Origin of the sequence: Cytobacillus sp. FSL R7-0680 (assembly GCF_038009245.1) — a bacterium.
Classification (GTDB): Bacteria; Bacillota; Bacilli; order Bacillales; family Cytobacillaceae; genus Cytobacillus; species Cytobacillus kochii.
The window spans coordinates 3235798-3257348 of the sequence record NZ_JBBPAO010000001.1; the positions used below are offsets into that span (position 1 = coordinate 3235798).

Annotated in this window: 22 protein-coding genes; 7 read left to right on the top strand and 15 right to left on the bottom strand. The window is 37.9% G+C overall.

Translation table 11 applies throughout. From position 1 onward, the window contains the following. The first annotated feature begins 173 nt into the window (after window positions 1–173). On the top strand, window positions 174–2252 hold the full coding sequence (locus tag MKY26_RS16160; protein WP_341098138.1) for a transglycosylase domain-containing protein: 2079 nt from the start codon (window positions 174–176) through the stop codon (window positions 2250–2252). A gap of 195 nt (window positions 2253–2447) precedes the next feature. Here MKY26_RS16160 and MKY26_RS16165 read toward each other — a convergent pair whose 3' ends face one another. Together MKY26_RS16165 and MKY26_RS16170 are read right to left on the bottom strand one after the other, a co-directional pair. After that, the gene (locus MKY26_RS16165) at window positions 2448–2954 is read right to left on the bottom strand and encodes a YwhD family protein (RefSeq protein ID WP_095371545.1); all 507 of its coding nucleotides are present in this window, start codon (window positions 2952–2954) and stop codon (window positions 2448–2450) included. A gap of 18 nt (window positions 2955–2972) precedes the next feature. Next, window positions 2973–3629 (bottom strand): site-2 protease family protein, encoded by a 657-nt coding sequence (locus MKY26_RS16170; protein ID WP_341098139.1) that lies wholly within the window; start codon window positions 3627–3629, stop codon window positions 2973–2975. A 222-nt stretch (window positions 3630–3851) separates the two neighbouring features. Here MKY26_RS16170 and MKY26_RS16175 point away from each other — a divergent pair, with 222 nt between their 5' ends. Then, window positions 3852–4037 carry a 2-hydroxymuconate tautomerase gene (locus tag MKY26_RS16175; protein WP_095371543.1) on the top strand — a complete coding sequence of 62 codons (186 nt, stop codon included), beginning with the start codon at window positions 3852–3854 and terminating at the stop codon, window positions 4035–4037. Window positions 4038–4440: 403 nt separating this feature from the next. Here the strand turns inward: MKY26_RS16175 and MKY26_RS16180 are convergent, their stop codons facing one another. From MKY26_RS16180 to MKY26_RS16190, 3 genes are all read right to left on the bottom strand, one after another. Further along, a complete protein-coding gene (locus tag MKY26_RS16180; RefSeq protein ID WP_341098140.1) occupies window positions 4441–5139 on the bottom strand; it encodes a hypothetical protein in 699 nt (232 codons plus the stop codon). Window positions 5140–5317: 178 nt separating this feature from the next. Continuing rightward, window positions 5318–5830, bottom strand: coding sequence for a YwgA family protein (locus MKY26_RS16185; protein ID WP_095371540.1), 513 nt, complete (start codon window positions 5828–5830; stop codon window positions 5318–5320). 45 nt (window positions 5831–5875) lie between these two features. Beyond that, window positions 5876–7177: an HD domain-containing protein gene (locus tag MKY26_RS16190; protein WP_341098697.1), complete on the bottom strand. Its 1302-nt coding sequence runs from the start codon at window positions 7175–7177 to the stop codon at window positions 5876–5878. 356 nt (window positions 7178–7533) lie between these two features. Between MKY26_RS16190 and MKY26_RS16195 the strand changes: the two genes are divergently transcribed. Next, complete coding sequence (locus MKY26_RS16195; protein WP_095371537.1) at window positions 7534–8265, top strand: RsfA family transcriptional regulator; 732 nt, start codon at window positions 7534–7536, stop codon at window positions 8263–8265. Window positions 8266–8477: 212 nt separating this feature from the next. Here the strand turns inward: MKY26_RS16195 and MKY26_RS16200 are convergent, their stop codons facing one another. Next, on the bottom strand, window positions 8478–9320 hold the full coding sequence (locus MKY26_RS16200; protein WP_307316546.1) for a lipoate--protein ligase family protein: 843 nt from the start codon (window positions 9318–9320) through the stop codon (window positions 8478–8480). A gap of 27 nt (window positions 9321–9347) precedes the next feature. After that, window positions 9348–10325 (bottom strand): phosphate acetyltransferase, encoded by a 978-nt coding sequence (gene pta, locus MKY26_RS16205; protein WP_095371535.1) that lies wholly within the window; start codon window positions 10323–10325, stop codon window positions 9348–9350. A gap of 289 nt (window positions 10326–10614) precedes the next feature. On the opposite strand from pta, the gene hemQ reads away from it, so the two are divergent. The 3 genes from hemQ (at window position 10615) to gerQ (ending at window position 12386) form a co-directional block, all read left to right on the top strand. Next, window positions 10615–11367: a hydrogen peroxide-dependent heme synthase gene (gene hemQ / locus MKY26_RS16210; protein WP_095371534.1), complete on the top strand. Its 753-nt coding sequence runs from the start codon at window positions 10615–10617 to the stop codon at window positions 11365–11367. A 135-nt stretch (window positions 11368–11502) separates the two neighbouring features. Then, window positions 11503–11925, top strand: a complete 423-nt coding sequence (locus MKY26_RS16215) for a cell wall hydrolase (protein ID WP_095371533.1) — start codon at window positions 11503–11505, stop codon at window positions 11923–11925. A 20-nt stretch (window positions 11926–11945) separates the two neighbouring features. Then, entirely contained in the window at window positions 11946–12386 is a 441-nt protein-coding gene (gene gerQ, locus MKY26_RS16220) for a spore coat protein GerQ (RefSeq protein WP_095371532.1), read from the top strand. A 327-nt stretch (window positions 12387–12713) separates the two neighbouring features. On the opposite strand, the gene MKY26_RS16225 is transcribed toward gerQ, so the two are convergent. From MKY26_RS16225 to MKY26_RS16235, 3 genes are all read right to left on the bottom strand, one after another. Further along, the gene (locus MKY26_RS16225) at window positions 12714–13085 is read right to left on the bottom strand and encodes a DUF423 domain-containing protein (protein ID WP_095371531.1); all 372 of its coding nucleotides are present in this window, start codon (window positions 13083–13085) and stop codon (window positions 12714–12716) included. A gap of 62 nt (window positions 13086–13147) precedes the next feature. Next, entirely contained in the window at window positions 13148–13432 is a 285-nt protein-coding gene (locus MKY26_RS16230) for a YwdI family protein (RefSeq protein WP_157733858.1), read from the bottom strand. A gap of 260 nt (window positions 13433–13692) precedes the next feature. Continuing rightward, complete coding sequence (locus MKY26_RS16235) at window positions 13693–14358, bottom strand: uracil-DNA glycosylase (protein WP_341098141.1); 666 nt, start codon at window positions 14356–14358, stop codon at window positions 13693–13695. Between the two features lie 122 nt (window positions 14359–14480). Between MKY26_RS16235 and MKY26_RS16240 the strand changes: the two genes are divergently transcribed. Next, on the top strand, window positions 14481–15116 hold the full coding sequence (locus tag MKY26_RS16240; RefSeq protein ID WP_095371527.1) for an aspartate/glutamate racemase family protein: 636 nt from the start codon (window positions 14481–14483) through the stop codon (window positions 15114–15116). Between the two features lie 168 nt (window positions 15117–15284). Here the strand turns inward: MKY26_RS16240 and MKY26_RS16245 are convergent, their stop codons facing one another. From MKY26_RS16245 to MKY26_RS16265, 5 genes are all read right to left on the bottom strand, one after another. Beyond that, the gene (locus MKY26_RS16245; RefSeq protein ID WP_095371526.1) at window positions 15285–16511 is read right to left on the bottom strand and encodes an MFS transporter; all 1227 of its coding nucleotides are present in this window, start codon (window positions 16509–16511) and stop codon (window positions 15285–15287) included. Between the two features lie 111 nt (window positions 16512–16622). Continuing rightward, window positions 16623–19703, bottom strand: a complete 3081-nt coding sequence (locus MKY26_RS16250; protein WP_341098144.1) for an efflux RND transporter permease subunit — start codon at window positions 19701–19703, stop codon at window positions 16623–16625. Window positions 19704–19849: 146 nt separating this feature from the next. Beyond that, entirely contained in the window at window positions 19850–20245 is a 396-nt protein-coding gene (locus MKY26_RS16255) for a 3-hydroxyacyl-ACP dehydratase FabZ family protein (protein ID WP_095371524.1), read from the bottom strand. Between the two features lie 4 nt (window positions 20246–20249). After that, entirely contained in the window at window positions 20250–20504 is a 255-nt protein-coding gene (locus tag MKY26_RS16260; RefSeq protein WP_095371523.1) for an acyl carrier protein, read from the bottom strand. Window positions 20505–20508: 4 nt separating this feature from the next. Beyond that, window positions 20509–21549: a 3-oxoacyl-ACP synthase III family protein gene (locus MKY26_RS16265; protein WP_307316530.1), complete on the bottom strand. Its 1041-nt coding sequence runs from the start codon at window positions 21547–21549 to the stop codon at window positions 20509–20511. Window positions 21550–21551: the final 2 nt, after the last annotated feature.

Genomic DNA, 21551 nt, shown 5'->3' on the forward strand with positions numbered 1-21551 from the left:
ACCGATGTAGATGTTTGCTGACCTGGCTCTCTCTACTATTCATGTTTGACCCAATCGGGGGGTTTTCATGCAGACTTTAGATATTCGTGTAATCACAAATATGCATGTTTAAAATACCCTATAGTTTTCAATACTATATGTAAACGAAGCACATTAAAATGGGGGTGGTATATGTGGAAATCATGACAAATCAGCGCTTTAGAAATGCAGGTAAATATTTGCGAGCACTCGTCATTTGTAGCTTAATAGGTTTAGCGTTAATGGTCTGCCTGCTCATCGGTATTTTCATTTATGCCAAAATTTTAGGTCCACCACCACTTGCCGTACCACAATCCACTTTATATATGGCAAGTGACGAGTCTATTATTGGTGAAAGTCACACAGGGGAGAAAAGGTATTGGGCAGATATTACTGATATTTCCCCAGACTTAATTCATGCGACGATCGCGATTGAGGATCAGAGTTTTTATGAACATCATGGCTTTGATTATAAAAGAATTGCTGGCGCCTTGCTGGCAGACCTCAAAGCAATGGCAAAGGTACAAGGTGCGAGTACTATTAGTCAGCAATACGCTAAAAACCTCTTTCTCGATCAAGATAAAACGTGGACAAGGAAAATAAAAGAAGCGTTTTATACCCTAAGAATAGAAATGAGTTACACAAAAGAGCAAATACTAGAAGGCTATTTAAATACAATCTATTACGGTAACAGGGCTTACGGTGCACAAGCAGCTAGTCAGTTTTATTTTGGAAAAGATGCAGCTGATTTAACTTTAGCCGAATCCGCTATGCTCGCAGGTATTCCAAAAGGACCAAGTGCCTATTCACCTCTTGCCTCATTTGAGAAAGCGAAACAAAGGCAAAAGTTAATCTTAACTTCTATGGTAGGGAATCAATATATTACGAAAAAGGAAATGGCAAATGCTTTCAATGAAGAGCTTACTTTCGTTGGTGAGCATCAATATTACGTGAACACTGTTGCCCCCTACTTTCAAGATGCAGTCAAAGCCGTACTAAAATCTCAATTAGACCTTGATGAAAGAATGATTGAACTTGGTGGATTACGAGTTTACACAACACTAGATCGCCAAAAACAAGAGATAGCAGAGAAAACAATTGAAGAAGTGATGAAAGAAGATACTTCAATGCAAGTCGGGCTTGTATCAATGAATCCTAAAAATGGACATGTAGAAGCCATGGTTGGAGGAACAGATTATGAAGAGAGCTCATTTAATAGAGCTTTACAAGCGATTAGACAGCCTGGATCTACGATGAAGCCCCTTTTATATTACGCGGCCATTAAACAAGGATTTACACCAGCATCAACAGTAATGAGCAAACCTACTACTTTTCGGTTTGACGATGGACAATCAACATATGCACCTCATAATTATAATAATAAGTATGCAGATGGGGATATAACAATGGCGCAGGCACTAGCGCTCTCGGATAATATATATGCTGTGAAAACCCACCTTTTTTTAGGTGAAGAAACACTCGTTAAGACCGCTAAAGATTTTGGTATTCAGTCTAAGATGGCCAAAGTCCCTTCACTCGCCCTGGGTACATCCGGATTAAGAGTAACAGAGCTTGCCAATGCATACAGCATGTTAGCTAATGGTGGGAAGCGTACTGACCCTGTTTTTATAACAAGAGTTGAGGATTATAAAGGCGATGTCCTTTACGAGGCTAAGGGGTCACATGAGCAAGTATTAGATGAGGATACAGCTTTTGTCGTAACAGAGATGATGACGGGCATTTTTGATCAGACATTAAATGGATATGCTAGTGTGACTGGATCTACTATTAGCAATCAACTCACAAGACCATACGCAGCAAAATCTGGTTCGACGGAGACTGATAGCTGGATGGCTGGATTCTCTCCCCAGCTCGTTACTGCTGTATGGACAGGTTACGATGATAATCAAACGATCGACCTTGTGAAGGAAAAGGCGTTTGCAAAGGAAATTTGGGGGAATTATATGGAAGATGCGCACCAGGACCTACCAATCCGCCAGTTCACACCAACAAAAAATACAATAGGCGTTTATGTTGAACCTTCCACTGGCAAACTAGCAACAGAAAATTGTCCTGTCAAACGTTTTACCTACTTTATTAAGGGAACCGAACCAACTGAATACTGTTCGCTTCACCTGCCTGAATACCAAGCAGAGGAAAAACAAAAAGAGAAAGAGCCAGCCCCTAAGGAAAAAAAGCCTTGGTACAAGAAGATATTACCATGGACTTCATAATTCGCACACAAACATGACAATAGTAGAAATAATGAAAAACCTCGACAGTAGCTGTCGAGGTTTTTCGTGTCCTAGTTCTATACAGTGCTTTGCACTAATATTAAGTTTACTTTTTTTATCCACTTGAAGCAATACTTTGTAAATTCCTTCAATAAACTGTCACAAATACGCCACAATTATGGCTGAATTTGTCTCTTATGCTTGCAAATCTGTTTTTAGTTGTTCTGATGATCTCTCCCACATACCTGCATCATAATCTTGTAGGAATTTAGCTAATACTTCTTTAGAAGAAACATCCATATGATCCACGATCACTTGACCTTTAATTGATTTATCCATTCGATTCACATGTTCAGGAAGTGACTTATACCCTCTTCTAATTGATCGATCAACTGTAAACTCACAAGCTGTTACACCCGCATAATACGTACCTTCTGCTCCACGTTCTACCGTTACCCAGATTAACCAGTATGGCTTACCATTAGGGACTTCTTCTTTTGTTTTTAAAAACTTAATGCCTTTTTCTTGTGGGCTGCGGGCATGCATTGCCCCAACCTCGATTGAAGCCTCTTTTTCATTGACATCTATAATAACCGGCGAAACATTATCTAAACTAAAAGCACCGGCCCCGAATCCACCATGCCCCTCAGTTGGGTCACTTTTAATAATATTAAACTCCATTTTTTTCTTATTCTCTGCCATTTGAAACTCCTCCTTCATCTATGCTCTCACAAATAATGTATAAAAGAATGCGCTTAGGTTTTCCATAATCGCTGGAAGTAATGTATTCAGGATAGGGCTAATCGTATATTGACTGAGCGGTGTAATCACAAGGATGAGAAAAATAAGACCTCCATAATTCTCAATTGACGTCATCTTCGCTCGCCAATCATTTGGTACTAAATCTGCAATCACCCGATAGCCATCTAAAGGCGGCAAAGGGATTAAATTAAATATGAAAAGAAGCATATTTAGACCAATAAAAATATTGAGAAACGCGAGCAACGACTCCGGCACTGTATAACCATTTCCAATTAACCAATACCATAAACCTAAAGCAAATGTAGCCAAAACAAAATTACTCAATGGACCAGCTAAAGAAACGCATACACCAGCAAGCCTCGGATTTTTAAAAAAGAAGCGGTTAACAGGGACTGGTCTCGCCCACCCAAAACCCGCTATAAAAATTAAGAGTGTCCCAACCGGATCTAAATGACTAATGGGATTCAACGTCAATCTGCCTTGATTTTTTGCCGTGGGATCACCAAATTTATAGGCGACCCACGCATGGGCAAGCTCATGAAGAGTGAAGGCAATAATTAACGTGATAGCTACATAGGGAATATCCCTAAGTGGATAGGCTAAGAATTGTTCCACACTTTAATCCCCTTTTTTAACTCATGAATGAGTGTTTTATACCTTTTCATTAACCATATGTAAACCTTATCTTTGTCATACATATTAAAGTATAACGCATCATTCCTGCAATAAGGAAATCATGCGCTACTATAAATTTGCTTGTCTAAATGAAGAAAATATGGAAAACTTAAAATAATCGTTGTTCAGAAACAGCGCGAATTCATTTAGGAGGAAGAACTTATGCCATACGTAACTGTTAAAATGCTTGAAGGACGTACAGAAGATCAAAAGAAAGCACTCGTAGAAAAAGTCACAGTAGCCGTGAGCGAAACAACAGGTGCTCCAAATGAAAAAATCACTGTATTTATCGAAGAAATGAGCAAGAACCATTATGCTGTTGGTGGCAAGCGTCTGAGCGACCAATAAAATACAAGATTAAAATATATCGGCACTGACAATGTTAGTTATTCATTGGTGCCGGTTATTTTTTTTGGTGAATCCCTTAATGTAGGATTCTCTATTGTTCTTGTACACTATTATTGATTTTGCCTAGGGTCTTCATATCAAAATTCCCTCTCGCTTCCTTTTTTTGACTCATTTTCGGCCGAATCCAATCAAACTTTGGCTCTGCCACCTTTTTTTGTAACGTTCCTTTCCGGATCCCATTAGATTTAAGAGAACTACCCAATTCTGAGGGAAATACAACGTTTTCTTTTCAGACAAGAAAAGAAACTTCCCAGGGTGAGTAGAAGCCGGAACAAATTAAATTTTATCGCGTATAACTATAAATCGTAAGAGCGTAAAAATACAGCATGAGATATGTGTATATTTACGGTTTAGTTGTGCTCTCATCTCCATTTTTCTTTCTGAGTGACTCGCATACTTCATTTGCGAAGCGCTCAGTTCCTTTTCTCTTACTGAGTGACTCGCGAACTTCATTTGTGAAGCACTCATTCTCTTTTCTCAACTTGAGTGACTCGCGAACTTCTTTTGCGAAGCGCTCATTCTCTTTGCTCAACTTGAGTGAATCGCAAGCTTCATTTGTGAAGCACTCAGTTCCTTTTCTTACCTTGAGTGACTCACAAACTTCTTTTGCGAAGCGCTCATTCTCTTTTCTCAACTTGAGTGAATCGCAAGCTTCATTTGTGAAGCACTCAGTTCCTTTTCTTACCTTGAGTGACTCACAAACTTCTTTTGCGAAGCGCTCATTCTCTTTGCTCACCTTGAGTGACTCGCAAACTTCATTTGCGAAGCGCTCATTCTCTTTTCTCAACTTGAGTGACTCACAAACCTCATTTGCGAAGCGCTCATTCTCTTTTCTCAACTTGAGTGACTCACAAACTTCATTTACGAAGCGCTCAGTTCCTTTTCTTACCTTGAGTGACTCACAAACTTCTTTTGCGAAGCGCTCATTCTCTTTGCTCAACTTGAGTGACTCACAAACTTCATTTGCGAAGCGCTCATTCTCTTTGCTCACCTTGAGTGACTCGCAAACTTCATTTGCGAAGCGCTCATTCTCTTTTCTCAACTTGAGTGACTCACAAACTTCATTTACGAAGCGCTCATTCTCTTTTCTTAACTTGAGTGACTCACAAACTCTAATCCATCAAAACAGAAGCACTCAGTTCATATTACCGATTAAGGCACGCAATATCATTTTCACACGAGCATATATATGAACAACCTCAATATTAAAAAGACCGCTCCTATGATAGGATAGCGGCTTTTGTATTTAAGGCATCGATATAGTGATAAGCTTGGTTAATCTCTTCTTCTGTATATCGTTGTTTGCTTTTGAGCGTGAAGATCTTTTCCTTTACTTCTTCTTTAGGCAGTTCCTCGAAGTATAAGACAGTGGATACTAGCTCTAGAAATCTTGCTGATTGGCCATTCATATCAACGAGACAGTCTTTTAAATGAGGCATACTTACTTCATTTAATTCTAGAAATTCTGTTCCCGATTCGGTTAGTGTATAACGATATTGATAGTATCCACCTTTTTTTTCTTTAATTTCATTCAAGAATCCCATATTGCATAGCTCTTCAATACGAAGAGTGAGTTCTTCTGAATAAGGTCCATAAAAGTGAAAGGCAAATTTCTCATGAAAAGGGTAATTGATTTTTTTTGCAATGTAAATCATTTTTTGTAGCTTTTTACGGCCGACAATTTCATCCGAGGCAGCAATGGCATGAATGATTTTTGCATGGTCTTTCAGCACATTGATTCATCTCCTAATTATTTATTACGTTCCATTCGAACTTTTTTATTCTAAGTCTAGTAATTTTCGTATTTGTTTCTTAATCTCTTTATGTGGCCCTTCACCATGAAGGAGATTGGCAGGATAGTATAATTTATGATCGGTCCTTCTTTTACCTGAGATAGCATCAACAATCGATGATTCCCGAGATAATTCCCTTACCTCTCCATTTTTCGATAATAAATGAATCGGTAAACGCTCCTCTTCTTCACCCGGTCGATAAAAATCATAAGGTAAATCAGAGGAAGAATCGACAACTAAGTAATATTCAGGGTCAATTCCCGCTTTTAAAAATAAGATAGACAGCTCTGACAGTTTCTTATATTCCTTGGCTGGGTCAAATTCAACATACTTAAAGAGATGACGGTCTAAGAAACGTTGCGCTAAATCACTTAAAATCTCATCTTCTTCCCACTGCCACATTTGGAAATAGTATAGAACAATTGATTCATCCAGATGAATGTAATCATCCACCGTTATTTCGCCTTTAAATAAAGAATAAAAATGAGCAGGGGCTTGTTTGAACTGATAAGATTCTTCATATAGAGCCTTTGCCCTATGGAGTATTTTTGTTAAGATCACCTCTGCACTTCTCGTTACAGGGTGAAAATACACTTGCCAATACATTTGGTATCGACTCATTATGTAATCCTCAACAGCATGCATGCCACTTTGTTTAATCACAACCTGGTCTTCCCTTGGCCTCATCACTCGTAAAATACGTTCCATATCAAAATGACCATAACTCACGCCTGTAAAATAGGCATCTCTTTGTAAGTAATCCATCCGGTCGGCATCAATTTGACTAGAGATTAAACTGATAACTAATTTGTTTTTAGACGTTTTCGCAATTATTTCTTCTACTTTTTTTGGAAAATCATCACTTACTCTTCTTAACACATTGTTGACTTCTGTGTTACTGAGAATAATTTTCTTTGTAAAATTTTCATGATCTAAGCCAAATACCTTTTCAAAAGAATGCGAGAACGGCCCATGACCTAAATCATGTAACAATGCTGCACAAAGGGTTAATAAACGATCGTCATCATTCCACTCTGGACGTCCTTTGAAGACATCATCGACAATTCGCCTAACAATTTCATAGACACCAAGCGAATGATTAAATCGGCTATGTTCCGCTCCGTGAAAGGTAAGAAAGGTTGTTCCTAATTGTTTAATCCTTCTTAGACGTTGGAATTCTTTAGTACCAATCAAATCCCAGATAAGACGATCTTTCACGTGAATATAACGGTGAACAGGATCTTTAAATACCTTTTCTTCAGTTAATTTTTCTGTCGCATATGACATCATGACACCTCCCTTTTTATATAGACATAACCAATATATTAACTTCTTTTTTTACCTTTAAACATTTGATTGCTCTTCATCAGTTTTTTTTTACTTCCCCTATTATATCTTTCTCTTTCTCTTGTTTCACCCCCCGAATGTAATAGACCAACCTCTCCTGCACATACGAACCCCTGTCCTAGTTGTTTTTTGGCGAAATGAGAATTTTTTTCGACATTTTTAACATGATTTACCATACGTATCTATTAGAAACCATCTTCTACTATCCTTTCAAACATAGAATGTATAAAACCTTGTATTCTTGACAATCCTATTGCTAAAGCTTAACTATTATAAAAATTTAGGGAGTTGAGATCATGAAAGTACGTCAAGATGCATGGTCAGAGGAAAATGATTTATTATTAGCAGAAACGGTTTTAAGGCATGTCCGTGAAGGTAGTACGCAATTAAATGCATTTGAAGAAGTTGGAGATAAGTTGAATCGCACATCAGCAGCTTGCGGGTTTCGCTGGAATGCAGTTGTACGGCACCAATATGAAAAAGCCCTTCAACTAGCAAAAAAACAACGAAAGCAACGACAAAGAATGCTTGGCAAAGAGCAAGGTGGAAAGAAAAAACTATTATATTCACCACCAGTTCCTACATTAGATGACGTAGAAACAGCGATGGAGCCGATGAATGATTTGCTATTTGAAGAACCTGAAGTCACAACACCTAATGCGGCTCCTACTGAAGAAGTGAAGACACCTGTATTCAAAACGGAGGAAACTTCATCATCTAATATGACGATGGCAAGTGTCATTCAATACCTTGAATCATTAAGTCACTCAAGTATTAAACTGGATATCTTAAAAAATGAGAATGAAAGACTTAAGCGCGAGAATGCTTCTTTAAAGGCTAGAAACCAAGAATTAGCGGCAAGAGTAAGCAAGCTAGAGCAGAATAGTGTCACTATCCAAGAAGATTACGAGACATTAATGAATATTATGAACCGTGCTCGAAAATTAGCGATTTTAGATGATGAGGAAAGAACCGCCACTAAATTCAAAATGGATCGTAATGGCAATTTAGAAAAACTAGCAGAATAAATGATTAGACTGTGGTTTACCACAAACACATACAAAAATAACTGAGTAAAAGGCTGAACCAGCTTACTCAGTTATTTTCTATTTAGCGTGACTTACTAGATTAAGATTTATTCGTACATTTGATAGGCCCTCCACCAGTGGTAAAACGAGCAAAAGAGCACCTGTTTTCATTCTAAAATCTGCAAATTATTCGGGAGTTGCCTGGACCCATATTATTTCTTGTTCATGATTTTTTCGTTTCTATCGACTACACGGTCGAAATAGTTTTCAAACATTGGTGCTTCAGTGACGGTTAACTGACCTGAATGAAGCGTGCCACTATGTTTCTTTAATGTTTGTAGGAAGCGGAGCATCACATCTTCTATGGTGAATTCCGTTTGGAGTAGTTCAGCTAGCGAAGCCATCACTGTTGGATCAATGTCAGGATAAGTAAACTTAGTCTTCTCATCCTCTTTACTAATACGGTAAAATTCTTGAATGATCTGCGCTCGTTCACTGCCGCTGCCATTTACACAAAGGTAGATTTGCACAGCGACACCCTTTCTCAATCTGCGTTGTGAAATGCCTGCAAATTTCTGGTCGCCAATGCTTAGATCATAACTCCCCGGACAGTAGGACTTGGTGATCTCTTTCGCTTCAATTTCTACGGGAAAATCGGCGAACATTTCTTTCACTAAAAACCACATCGCATCATATCCACGGTTAATATCAATACCTTTTTCCGTTTCCTGCAGCACTAAAGTAATATTCAAGACACCTTCATCGAGAACAACCGCAAGCCCACCTGAATTCCGCACAATACAGTCATAACCTTGTTGCTGTAAAAATTGAACCCCTGCGTTAATAAAAGGCAGTTTTGTATCTTGAATACCAAGTACGATTGTGCGGTCATGCACCCAGCTTCTCGCAGTAGCAGGAGAGAGTCCCGCCCCAACCGAAGCGCATAAAGTATCATCCATACCGAAAGAGTGAAGTGCACTGACAAATCGCCCTGATTGCGACTGATCAATTATACGCCATTCTTTTTGTTCTAATAAATTTAAAGCCTCTTCCATTCCTTCTGCTCCTTTACCATTTAAGAACTATTCGACTAAAGCTTGGCTAGCCGTAATAATCGCAAGCTTATAGACATCTTCCTCATTACAACCGCGGGAAAGATCATTAACCGGTTGATTCAAACCTTGTAAAATCGGACCTACCGCTTCAAATCCACCTAATCTTTGCGCTAACTTATAGCCAATATTTCCTGCTTCGAGGCTTGGGAATACAAAGACATTTGCTTGTCCATTGATTGGTGAACCCGGCGCTTTTTTCTCTGCGACAGAAGGTACGAACGCTGCGTCAAACTGAAGCTCTCCATCAATGACAAGCTCTGAATTTTTTTCTTTTGCCATAGTTACTGCCTCAATGACCTTATCAGTTTCTGGAGAATTTGCAGATCCTTTTGTCGAAAAGCTCAACATAGCCACACGAGGATCAATATCCATCATTTTTGCTGTTTTTGCACTCTCTACAGCGATTTCTGCTAATCCTTCTGCATCAGGGGAAATATTGATCGCACAGTCAGCAAAAACATATTGTTCTTCCCCACGAACCATAATAAATACACCAGAGGTCCTTTTCACCCCTGCTTTTGTTTTAATAATTTGTAATGCCGGTCGGACAGTGTCTGCTGTTGAATGTGCCGCTCCACTTACCAAGCCGTCCGCTTTGTTTGCATAAACAAGCATCGTTCCAAAATAGTTTTCATCCAAAAGAATTTCCTTTGCTGCTTCCGCTGTTACTTTCCCTTTTCTCCGGTCGACGAATACAGGAAGCAATTCATCCATATACTCACTATTTTTTGGGTCAATGATTGTACAATTTTCTAAAGAAACCCCTAATTTAGTGGCCTGATTAGTAATTCCCTCTTCATCTCCAAGTAAAATAGGTACAAGAATGCCTTCCTCAGCTAAGCGACTGGCAGCAATAAGAATTCTATCGTCTGTACCTTCAGGAAAAACGATTTTCAAGCTCTTCCCGTTTATTTTTGCTTTCATTATTTCAAATAAGTTGCTCATATTAAGCCCCTCCAATTAATCATTTAAATGCAATTATTTCTTCTCTTCTTCCATTACAATAGACCGCTCGTTAAATAGCAATAGAAAAGGCAAATGTCGGTTAATTCTAAAAAGTGAATTCTCTTAAATAAAACAGTGCACTGAAGCTCTTCATTCATATCATACTTATAACCTATCCATTAAGCAAAATAACTAATCAACACTAGCTAGTTTTAATCGTGTGGTTTGCTGGCTAAACTATGGTATAGTAAACATGAAGTAAATAGTACATATATGAGGAGCGATGACAATGAACGAAGCAGCAAAAACTCTTGACGGCTGGTATTGTCTCCATGACTTCCGTGCCATCGATTGGACTACATGGAAAATGATTTCTAGCGATGAGCGTGAAGCCGCTATTCACGAATTTCTATCACTGGTTGATAAATGGAACACCACGCAAGCTGCCGAGCAAGGTAGCCATGCACTATATACAATTGTCGGTCAAAAAGCAGACTTTATGATGATGCTTTTACGCCCAACAATGGAAGAATTAAATGAGCTAGAAAACGAATTCAATAAAACAAAATTAGCAGAATATACGATTCCGACTTTCTCTTATGTTTCTGTCGTAGAATTAAGTAACTATATGGCAGGAGATTCTAATGAAGACCCTTATCAGAATCCTCATGTGAGAAGTCGACTATATCCAACACTTCCACAAGCGAAATATGTTTGTTTCTATCCAATGGATAAGCGTAGACAAGGTGAGGATAACTGGTATATGCTCCCAATGGATCAACGTCGTGAATTAATGCGCAGCCATGGTCTCATCGGGCGCTCTTATGCTGGCAAAGTTAAACAAATCATCACTGGCTCAGTTGGATTTGACGATTATGAGTGGGGCGTCACTTTATTTGCCGACGATGTGCTACAATTCAAAAAGCTCGTATACGAAATGCGTTTTGATGAAGTAAGTGCTCGTTACGGAGAGTTCGGTGCCTTCTATGTAGGCAACCTATTACCAGAAAGTGGCTTAAGTAAGTTTTTACATGTTAATTAATCGATATTGTTCCCGTCAATTTATTGGCGGGAGTTTTTTTGTCATAAAAGAAAAGGCTTATACATAGTTATAAATAGTGAGTTTATGAATAAGCCTCTATCTAGCAACATGGCAAAACTTTTAAGAGGTGATTGTATGGGCGTGATAGCCTACACAGAAGCAGATGTAAAGCTACTAGCAAGACTTTTGCGTGCAGAAGCAGAAGGTGAAGGAAATCTTGGTATGTTAATGGTTGGCAATGTCGGCGTCAATCGCGTCCTTGGTAATTGCTTGGATTTTAAAGACATTACATCCATTAGGCAAATGGTTTTTCAAAATCCTGGTGGGTTTGAAGCAACGCAGAAAGGCTATTTTTATCAAGCGGCACGATCGAATGAATTGAACTTAGCAAGAAGAGTTTTAAAAGGCGAAAGGCAACACCCTGCTAGTAATGCTTTATGGTTTTTTAGACCAGGTGGCGATTGTCCAGCACAATGGTATAACCAATGGAATTCAGGTAGGTTCAAATCACACTGTTTCTATATCCCTACCGAATCAGATTGCCCATCTGTTTATTAATTTATTTGGAGGGAAGTGCAATGACTCAACAAGGTTATCCTTATTATGGTGGGTATCCCCAACAACAACAGCAATACAGCAACCAATATCAGCAGCAGCCTCAACAGAATTACAACACTCAACCACCTCAAGTAAACATACCAACACAAGGGATGCCAACAAACGTTCAAGGTCAATCAACAGGTCAACTGCCAATGGAACAATCCTTTATTGAAAATATTCTCAGATTAAATCGCGGCAAGCTTGCATCCGTTTATACAACATTTGAAAATAATTCACAATGGAATGCCAAAGTGTTTAAAGGAATCATTGAAGCAGCTGGACGTGATCATGTCATTATTAGTGACCCCGAAACGGGTGAGCGCTACTTAATCCCAATGATTTATTTAGATTATGTTGTTTTTCCTGAGGAGATTGAATACTATTATCCAGCACAATTAACACAATACAACCCAAGGTAAGCAGAAAAGCGGAAGCGGCTCGCTCTGGAGCGACAAGCATAAGGCAAAGATGGCTGTGAGGTTGTCCTTTACCTCATAGACAGCTTTGACTTATGACCTCGAGCTCCATGACGCTGGAGCTAGACATGATGAAAAGCGGAAGCGGCTCGCTCTGGAGCGACAAGCATAAGACGAAGATGGCTGTGAGGTTGTCCTTTACCTCATAGACAGCTTTGACTTATGACCTCGAGCTCCATGACGCTGGAGCTAGACATGATAACTCATTGAACAATTTTATACTTTCTTTTGAAAAAGGGCTGAACATCATAAATGTTCAGCCCTTCATTATTATAGGTGTTTTACAGCAAATACAAGAATAAGTACCCAACCTACAAGGAATGCTACACCACCAATAGGTGTAATGGCGCCTAATATGGATATTTTCGTTAATGCTAAGATATATAAACTTCCAGAGAAAAATAAGATACCAAATGCCATTAACCAGCCCGACCAAGTTAATAAGGAAGAGTCTGGCATTTTCGATAATAATAAAGCAACAATAAAAATTCCAATAGCATGGAACATTTGATATTGTACAGCCGTTTGCCAATTATCCATATACTTGCCTACTACTTTACCTTCTAAAGCATGGGCACCAAATGCACCAAATGCAACTGCTAGAAAGGCAAAAATCGCCCCAATAATGATGAAAAGCTTCATTTATTTTCAGCCTCTTTCTTTTAAGTATATATTTAGTATAACAGGTAAAGCAAAGCCACTCCTTAAAAGTCAAAAATCGACTCACCGTTTGCCTCATCACCCATTTTCATTGGTTTTTCATTCAGACTTACCTGTTGAGGACTGGGGATATTCGTCTGGGTAGTTACCATCGGTTGTTGCTGCGTTTGCGCCGCCCGTACTGCTCCCGTTGATTGTTGATCAAGAATCACTTCACACAACGTTTTAATAGCATGGACTCTTTCTCTTACTGCCGATTCATTTAACCCCTTCGCCTCACTAATCTCAGCTTCCATTTTACTTAGCATTTTCTCGATTGAAATACTCATGTATTCACCTACTTCATCTACCATCTTTTTCTTCTTATAGTGTATCAGTTCTTCTTTTCAAAACGCAAACACGATTGCCCTGACGCAGTATGAACCTCCATCGATGGCCATTTTTTTGTTTTAAAACCAAATGCCTTGCAGCCTCTGGGAAATCTTTGATCCCATGTGACATAGAAAAATTTACATTTGACACAGCTTACCTTTTTCTCCGGCATTTTGACAGCACCCCTCTCGTTTCACGTGAAACATGACGAAAAGTCTTATAAATTGTCTATTTTCCAATCTATCGGTTTCTCTCCCCATTCTAACAATTTTTGATTAATTTTTGAGAATGGCTTGCTACCAAAGAAGCCTCTATGAGCAGATAACGGACTCGGATGGGGCGCGAGGATAGTGGCATGTTTTTCTGTATTAATTAACTTTAACTTCGCTTGCGCGGGCTTCCCCCACAACACAAAAATAATAGGCTTCTCTCTATGATTTAAAGAAGTAATAATATAATTCGTAAACTCTTCCCACCCTTGTCCACGATGAGCATTGGCCTCTCCTTCTCTTACTGTTAATACCGTATTTAATAATAATACCCCCTGCTTCGCCCAAGAAATGAGGCAACCATGGTTAGGTATGGGACAACCAATATCTGTTGCTAATTCTATATATATATTTCGTAGAGACGGAGGTATTTTCACACCAGGTTGTACCGAAAAGCTTAAGCCATGCGCCTGATTGGCACCATGATATGGGTCTTGACCAAGGATAACCACCTTTGTCTCTTCAAAGCTCGTATATTCCAATGCATTAAAGATATTTCCCTTTACAGGATAAATCGTATGATGCCGATATTCCTGTTCTAAAAAGCTCATCAACTTTTGGAAGTAAGGCTTTTCTTTCTCCGGAGAAAGTCTATTCTGCCAATCCGAATTCATCTCTTTCTCTCCTTCATTAGTTTTTATACTATTTTCATTGATTATTAGATATACTATAGAGAATACAATTAACTGCTCGGAAATGAAAGCACGAAAGCGGAAAGGATGAGGTGATAGATAAAATGAAGGTTGCCTTAATACACGCAACAACGACTGCTTTAAAGCCTATAGAAGAAGCGTTTAGAAAAGTGGCGCCTGAGGTTGAATTATTACATTTCATGGATACTCACTTACTGACGATGATTGAAGAAAGCGGCTCATTGACACCAGAAATTGCTCGGCGCTTTTCAAAATCTGTCTCTTTAGCAGCGGAAGCTCGCCCTGATTGTATTCAGCTAACTTGTTCGGCATTCAATCCTTTAACAGCTATCCTTCAACCACTTTGTCGAGTGAAAATGTTCCGTTCAGACGAAGCGATGCTAGATGAGGCTTTAGAATATAATCGTATCGGTTTAATCTCTACCGTCAGAGAAACACCCGAAGCGCTAATTAATTACCTACAAGCACGTCAACCGAACTGTGCCATTGAATCTGTTGTTGATCCTGGCATCATCCATCTACTTTTTGAAGGAAAAAAAGAAGAGCATGACGAAAGAGTCAGGAGAATGGTGGCGGAAATGGATGGAAAGGTAGATGTCATCGTCCTCTCGCAATACAGCATGGCACATGTAGCTAACCAAGTAACACCCAACACCCCTATTCTTGTTGCACCGGAAGCAACTGCGAAACGGTGTTTTCAATATATACTGCAAAAATGATTTAAGAAACAAGCATAACCACTGCTTGTTTCTTTTATTCACTAAATTGCTCTACTGTTCATTTTTATTAAGAAATGTTTGTATCGATACGGATTCAAATGAAGCCACCTATTCACAAGGAATGATAAATTCATATAGTAGTTGCTCACTATTTAGTAGCTTCACACATTAAACATTTCTAGCTTGTCCTGGTTCATTCAATGACTGCTGCTTTGTGTTTCGTAAAATAATCGCCAAAGCAACAAGGAATAAACAAGCAGACACTTGAAAGATAAAAGTTACTGATACCACACTTTTTAATATGCCTACTAATGTTATACTCATTACCATAGACCCACTAAACAGAGGCACTAAAATACCGTTGACCCTCCCTATAAGATGATCATTCGTATTTTTTAATACCATTGTATGAATGCCAATTTGAATAACCGGAAGAAATACCCCATATAAAAATTGTCCTAATAGTGTTAGCATAAGTACTGTTGAATAGCCAATTATACTTATAGATATCGCGGTCATTGCCACTCCTATTGCTAAAAACTTCATCGGTTGTATCTTACTAGATAAAGTAAATGATATTACTCCACCAATCACCATTCCTAAGCCATTTATCATGAGAAGCCACTGTAAATACTCTGTTCCTAATGACAATTTTTCCATGACAATAAAAATGTTCATTGGTTGAATGAGCCCTACTGCTAGTCCTGCAAATAAGAAACATGCTCCCAGCGCTTTTAATTGATTATTTTTAAGTACGTATTTTATTCCACCCCTCATATCATCCAAAATATTGGCTATATGTATGGACGACTCCCTTTCAATATTTTTACTCTCTGTAATGAAAAACAACGAAAAAGCAGATAATAGAAAGGCACTTCCAGTTATTAAAATGGAAGGGAGAAGGCCTAAGTTTTCATAAACAATGGTACCAATGACCGGCCCCATTATCATAAAAACAGCAGATAAGGTTTGATAAAGAGACATCGCAGGCTGTAATAGTTTGTCTGGGAGATTTTGCTTAAATAACTTCATACCCGCTGGTTGTGAAAGCTGGGAAAGTACTGCAGAAATTAAAGTAATAAAAAAGACAACTTTCCAAGTACTAAAAAGTAGCGCAGCAAAAATAGCAAAAATTGATATTGCCGTAAGAATATCACACCATACCATCGTCTTCTTTGGTCGCCAACGGTCTGCAAATGTTCCTCCTAGGAAAGAAAACAAGAAAATGGGGGCATACTCCGCAAGCATAATAAAAGAAATGGCTATAGCGTTCCCATTCGTTTGTTCAGTAACAAATAGTAATATCGAAAAGTTCCTAATCCAAATACCCATTTGAAGAAATAAGGCAGAGAAAAGGATACAATAAATAAAGCGGTTATTAAAAATTGAACTCACCTTTCATTCTCCTTTTTGAATACTTTCACACAAATTTAAAAGCATAAACGATCTTATTCTCGTCCAAAATACCCACAGAATTGAGAAAAAGAAAGCCTAGTGAAAACACCACTAAGCCTCAATGTTTACTTCTTCTTTTTGAGCTCTTTTCTTTTTAAACTTCTTTTTCATCTTCATTAAAGCTTCATAAACAACTGGAACTACAATCAAAGTGAGTATTGTTGAAGTTGTAAGACCACCAATGACTGTTATCCCTAACCCCCTCGAAATTAAGCCACTTCCATCCGTCTCACCAGTAAACACAAGTGGAACCAATGCCCCTACAGTTGCAAAAGCGGTCATTAATATCGGTCTCAAACGTGTTGTACCCGCTTCTAATATTGCCTCCCTTAAATCAATACCTTCTTTTTCATTCTGAATAATTCTCGCCACTAAAACGATCGCATTTGTTACAACTATTCCGATTAACATTAAGGCACCAATCATTACTGAAATACTAATTGGTTCTCTAGTTAACAAGAGTCCAACCAAACTCCCAATAATTGCATATGGCAAGGAGAATAGGATAGCAAATGGTGCTAGACCACCTCCAAATGTGACAATTAAAACGAAAAATACAACGAAGATAGCAAGACCTGAAGCAATAATTAATTGATTAAAAGAGTCTTCAATTTGATCTGAAACACCGCCAAATTCGAGGTTGACTCCATTCCCAAATGAAATCCCTTTTAATTCACTTTCTAAACCTTTGATTGTCTTATTGATATCATTGCTTTGAACATTAATCGTTACTTCACCATATTGCTTGCCATTACGATTGTATATAGCTGAGGGAGCTTCTTGCTCAATAAGTTCTGTCACCTCTGATAGTTCTATCTCTTCACCAGACAAAGTGGAAATAGGCAACTTAAGATAATCCTCCTGTTTTTCAATCGCTTTTGCTGTATTCAAGTAAACAGGTAAGTCGTCTCCTTCCTCATTTATAGTGGTGAGTCTCATGTCAACCCCTCCACCTAGTGCTGAATAAACCTGTTCTGGGTGCACACCATTATCAATTAATTCATCCAGTTTCAGCTGAAAACCAAGCTTATCATGCAACTCAGAGACATTAGTTTTTATGCTCTTTACTTCTTCTCTATTTGATAGTTTATCTTCAATCTGACCTATTGACTGATTAATCTCTTCAAAATTATTACCGTAAACATAAATATTCATTTGACTATTGCCTGAACCAGAATCCTGAAAACTCCATTCTCCCTCGGTTTGCTTCCGAATTTCAGCAGAGATTACTTCCTGCTCTTTTCCAAAGTCTTCAACGCTTCCTTTATATTTAATGAAGAATAAAACTTGTCGCGTATCCGCTGGGTTAAGTGGATTTCCTCCACCTTGTGATGATTGAACGAGCTCAATATGTTCCCTGCCAAGCAAATAATCTTCTACAGTCTCCACTTGCTCATTAATTTCTTCTCTTGTATCACCTGTTTTTGGATCATAAGTGATAATAAGTAAATTATTTTCATCTTCTTGTATGAAGGTGACGCCAATAAATGGAATCAAAAACAAACTACCAATTAAAAGAATATTGATACATGTGAAAGATACGATTTTATGATTAAGACTCCATCTTAGTATCTTTCTATACGTTTCTCCTTTATGTTTCTTATCTCTAGAAGCACGCTTTCCAACTTTTCTACTCATCATAAAATGAGCCATCATTGGCACAATTGTTATAGAAACTAACAGTGAGGCTAAAAGGGCAAATACGATTGTTAATCCAAAAGGATAAAATAGTTCTCCTACTGGACCATCAACAAGCCCTAATGGAAGGAACACTGCAATTGTTACAATCGTAGAGGACATAATTGGTGAAAACATTTCCTTTGTAGCTGCTACAATTAATGCATTTCCACTCAATGGTTCTTTAGATAACTTTATTTTTCTATGAATGTTCTCAATAACAACAATTGAGTCATCAACTACTCTTCCAATGGCAACTGTCATCGCTCCAATTGTCATTAAGTTCAAGCTAATTCCAATTCGATGAAGTAACAATAATGCAATGAGTAATGATAGTGGAATTGAAATAACCGATATAAGGGTAGATTTTATATCTCTCAGAAACAGTAATATAATCAATACTGCAAAGGCGGCTCCTATTAGAGCCTTTTTGAACATCATACTGATGGAATCTTTTATTGGATCGCCACTATTCAATACTGTTTCAAATGTTAAACCGTCATACTGTTTTTCTAATTCATCCATTTTATTGGTTATTGCGTCAATAATTTCAACCGTATTCCCGTTTACTCCTTGTACTACTTGGATACCAATTGACTCTTCCCCATTAAATCTAGAGATGGACGAAGAGCTTTGCTCTAACTCAATTTCGGCAATATCACTAAGGGTAGGTGTTGCTTCTGCTGTTTGATCTACTCCTTCTATTACAGATTGCGGATTAATTGGCACACTAATATCCTTTAGTTTTTCTATATCCAATTCGCTTTGAATCGCAACGACCTTTTCTTGATTATCAACCTCTTTCACACCTAATGAAAATTCATTTAACACGCTATTCAAATATTCTGCTACGTCTTGATCACGCAGTTGATATTCTTGTAGTCTTTCCGGTAAAAGATTGATTCTGACCTCTTTCGTCTCATTCCCAACGATATTTACTGTAGAGATTCCCTGAATTTCTTCAAAAGCCGGCTGTATTTCATTTTTTACGAGATTGCTTACTTCCGAAAGGTTACTATTCTGATTTAATACGGATACTACTAAAATTGGTAAATCATTAAAGCTAAGTCTCGCAACCTTTGGTGTCTGGGCATCCTCCGGAAGATTCAGGTTTTTTATCGTTTCTTCAATTTCCTGCTCTGCTTCCTTAAGATCCTTGTCAAATCCATATTCTACTTGGATCGATGACGCGTCTTGCATGGAAGTTGATACCACATTTTTTACCCCATCTAAATTCCGCACACCATTTTCTATCTGATTGGTAATTTTATCCGAAACTTCTTCAGACGATGCACCGGGATAAATAGTTGTAATATCAACGATTGGCTCGTTAATATTTGGGAGTTGCTCCATTTTCATTTGAAAGGCAGAAAACATACCAAAGACTATAATAAAGATTGTGACGATCCAAATTGCGAGCTTGTTCTTAATTGAAAAATTAATGATTGACTTCATTCTTCGACTCCTTCTATATTTTACTTATTATCACCTACAAACACCTCTCTATTGTATTCAGTTTGAACAACAAAAAGATTAGAGTATCACGCAAATTTCGCCTGTTATTAAAAAATGCTAAAAACCTCCTAAAAAAGGAGGTTTTTTCATAGGTAAACAGTTGTAATTTCATCTATAGAAACAATTACAGAACCATTAACTGAAGCAATACCCTTCCCTTTCATTAATCCATTTCTTATCCTTGTAACCTCAAAGTACAAATCTAACTTATCCCCTGGATAGGCTGAACCATGTATTTGAGCACCATTAATCCCAGCTAATATTTCATATTTTTCTGATTTTTCAATACGGACAAAAGCGCCTATTTGACCAATTGCTTCAATAATAAGTGTAGAGGGCATACTTTTTTGACTTTCACTGATAAACCATTCGTTATTGCTTATATTTTTATAACCCTTTACCCACTTCATCGGGTCTCTTTCAACTACTCGATCTACGTATAGGAAAGGGTATTTGTGCGGTAAATACGATAAGCTTTCCATAACCTTAAACAGATTCAGATTTTTTTTGTTTCTCAATAAAACTAATAATATTATTGATAGTCATAAAGGAATCAGTATCTAGTGTGCTATATTCTAAGCCAAATTCTTTTTTTAATTCATTAATGAAAACCAAAACATCCATAGAATCTAAACCATATACTGAATCTGGCCCAAATAAATAGCTATCATCCAATAATTCCTCCGGTTTAATGTCCATTTTGTAGACCTCAATAAATTTTTCTTTTATTTTTTCTTTCATTTTCCTAACCCCTTTTCTCATTTTTAGTATATTTTAAGCAGATAGAACCCCATAAGAAACCCGCACCAATAGCTGAAAGAACAATCGTATCATCCTCTTTCACTTTTCCATCTTTCAAGGCTTTATATAAAACTGAATATAATGTCGCTGAACCAGTATTGGCATATTCTTGTACAGTTATGGTCGTTTTTTCGAGTGGGACATTTAAATCATGCATAACTTCTTTTACTATATTAAGATTTGCCTGATGGACTAAGAAATGATCAATATCACCTATTGTTAATCCTGCAGATAATATGGCTTCCCTTATAGAGGTTGGAACTACCCTTGTTGCAGTATTCCAGACTTCACGACCATTCATCTTAACAAATTGGCTTGTTCTATAATCTTCATTTTCACCCAATGGTACTGTCCCGCCTCCAGGGATTTGAACTGCATAATTAAGCTCTGAATCTAAATGGAAGGAAAGAATGCCTCCACCCTCTCTTGTTTTTTGCAACACCATTGCTCCAGCTGCATCACCAAAAAACACACGTGTAGTGCGATCCTTTGGATCACTAATCCTCGAAAGGATTTCACAACCGATCACTAATACATTTTTCACATTGCTATTTTGGAGTAGATGAGTCCCGACATACATAGCATATATCCCACCTGCACAGCCACTTTGCGTAAGATCAATCGGAATCGCTTTTTCTGCACCTATTTTTTCTTTGATAATCATTGCAGTTGAAGGTAATGCTTGATCAGGTGATGTAGTGGTTACAATAATGGCATCAATCTCTTCTGCTTGAATATCGGCATCCAAGAGTGCCTCCGCCGCTGCACTTGCACAGAGGTCAGAAGTCACATACTCATCTTCTAAGTACCTCCTTTCCTTTATTCCGGTTTTGTCCTGTATCCATTGATCACTTGTATCTAGTTCTTTCACCAGATCTTCATTTTTTACAATTTTGCCTGGTACACGAAATCCTATCCCTTGAATATTAACTGGGATTTCTAAACCCGTTTGATTCAATATTTTTTCAGTGAGTAATGCTTCCATTT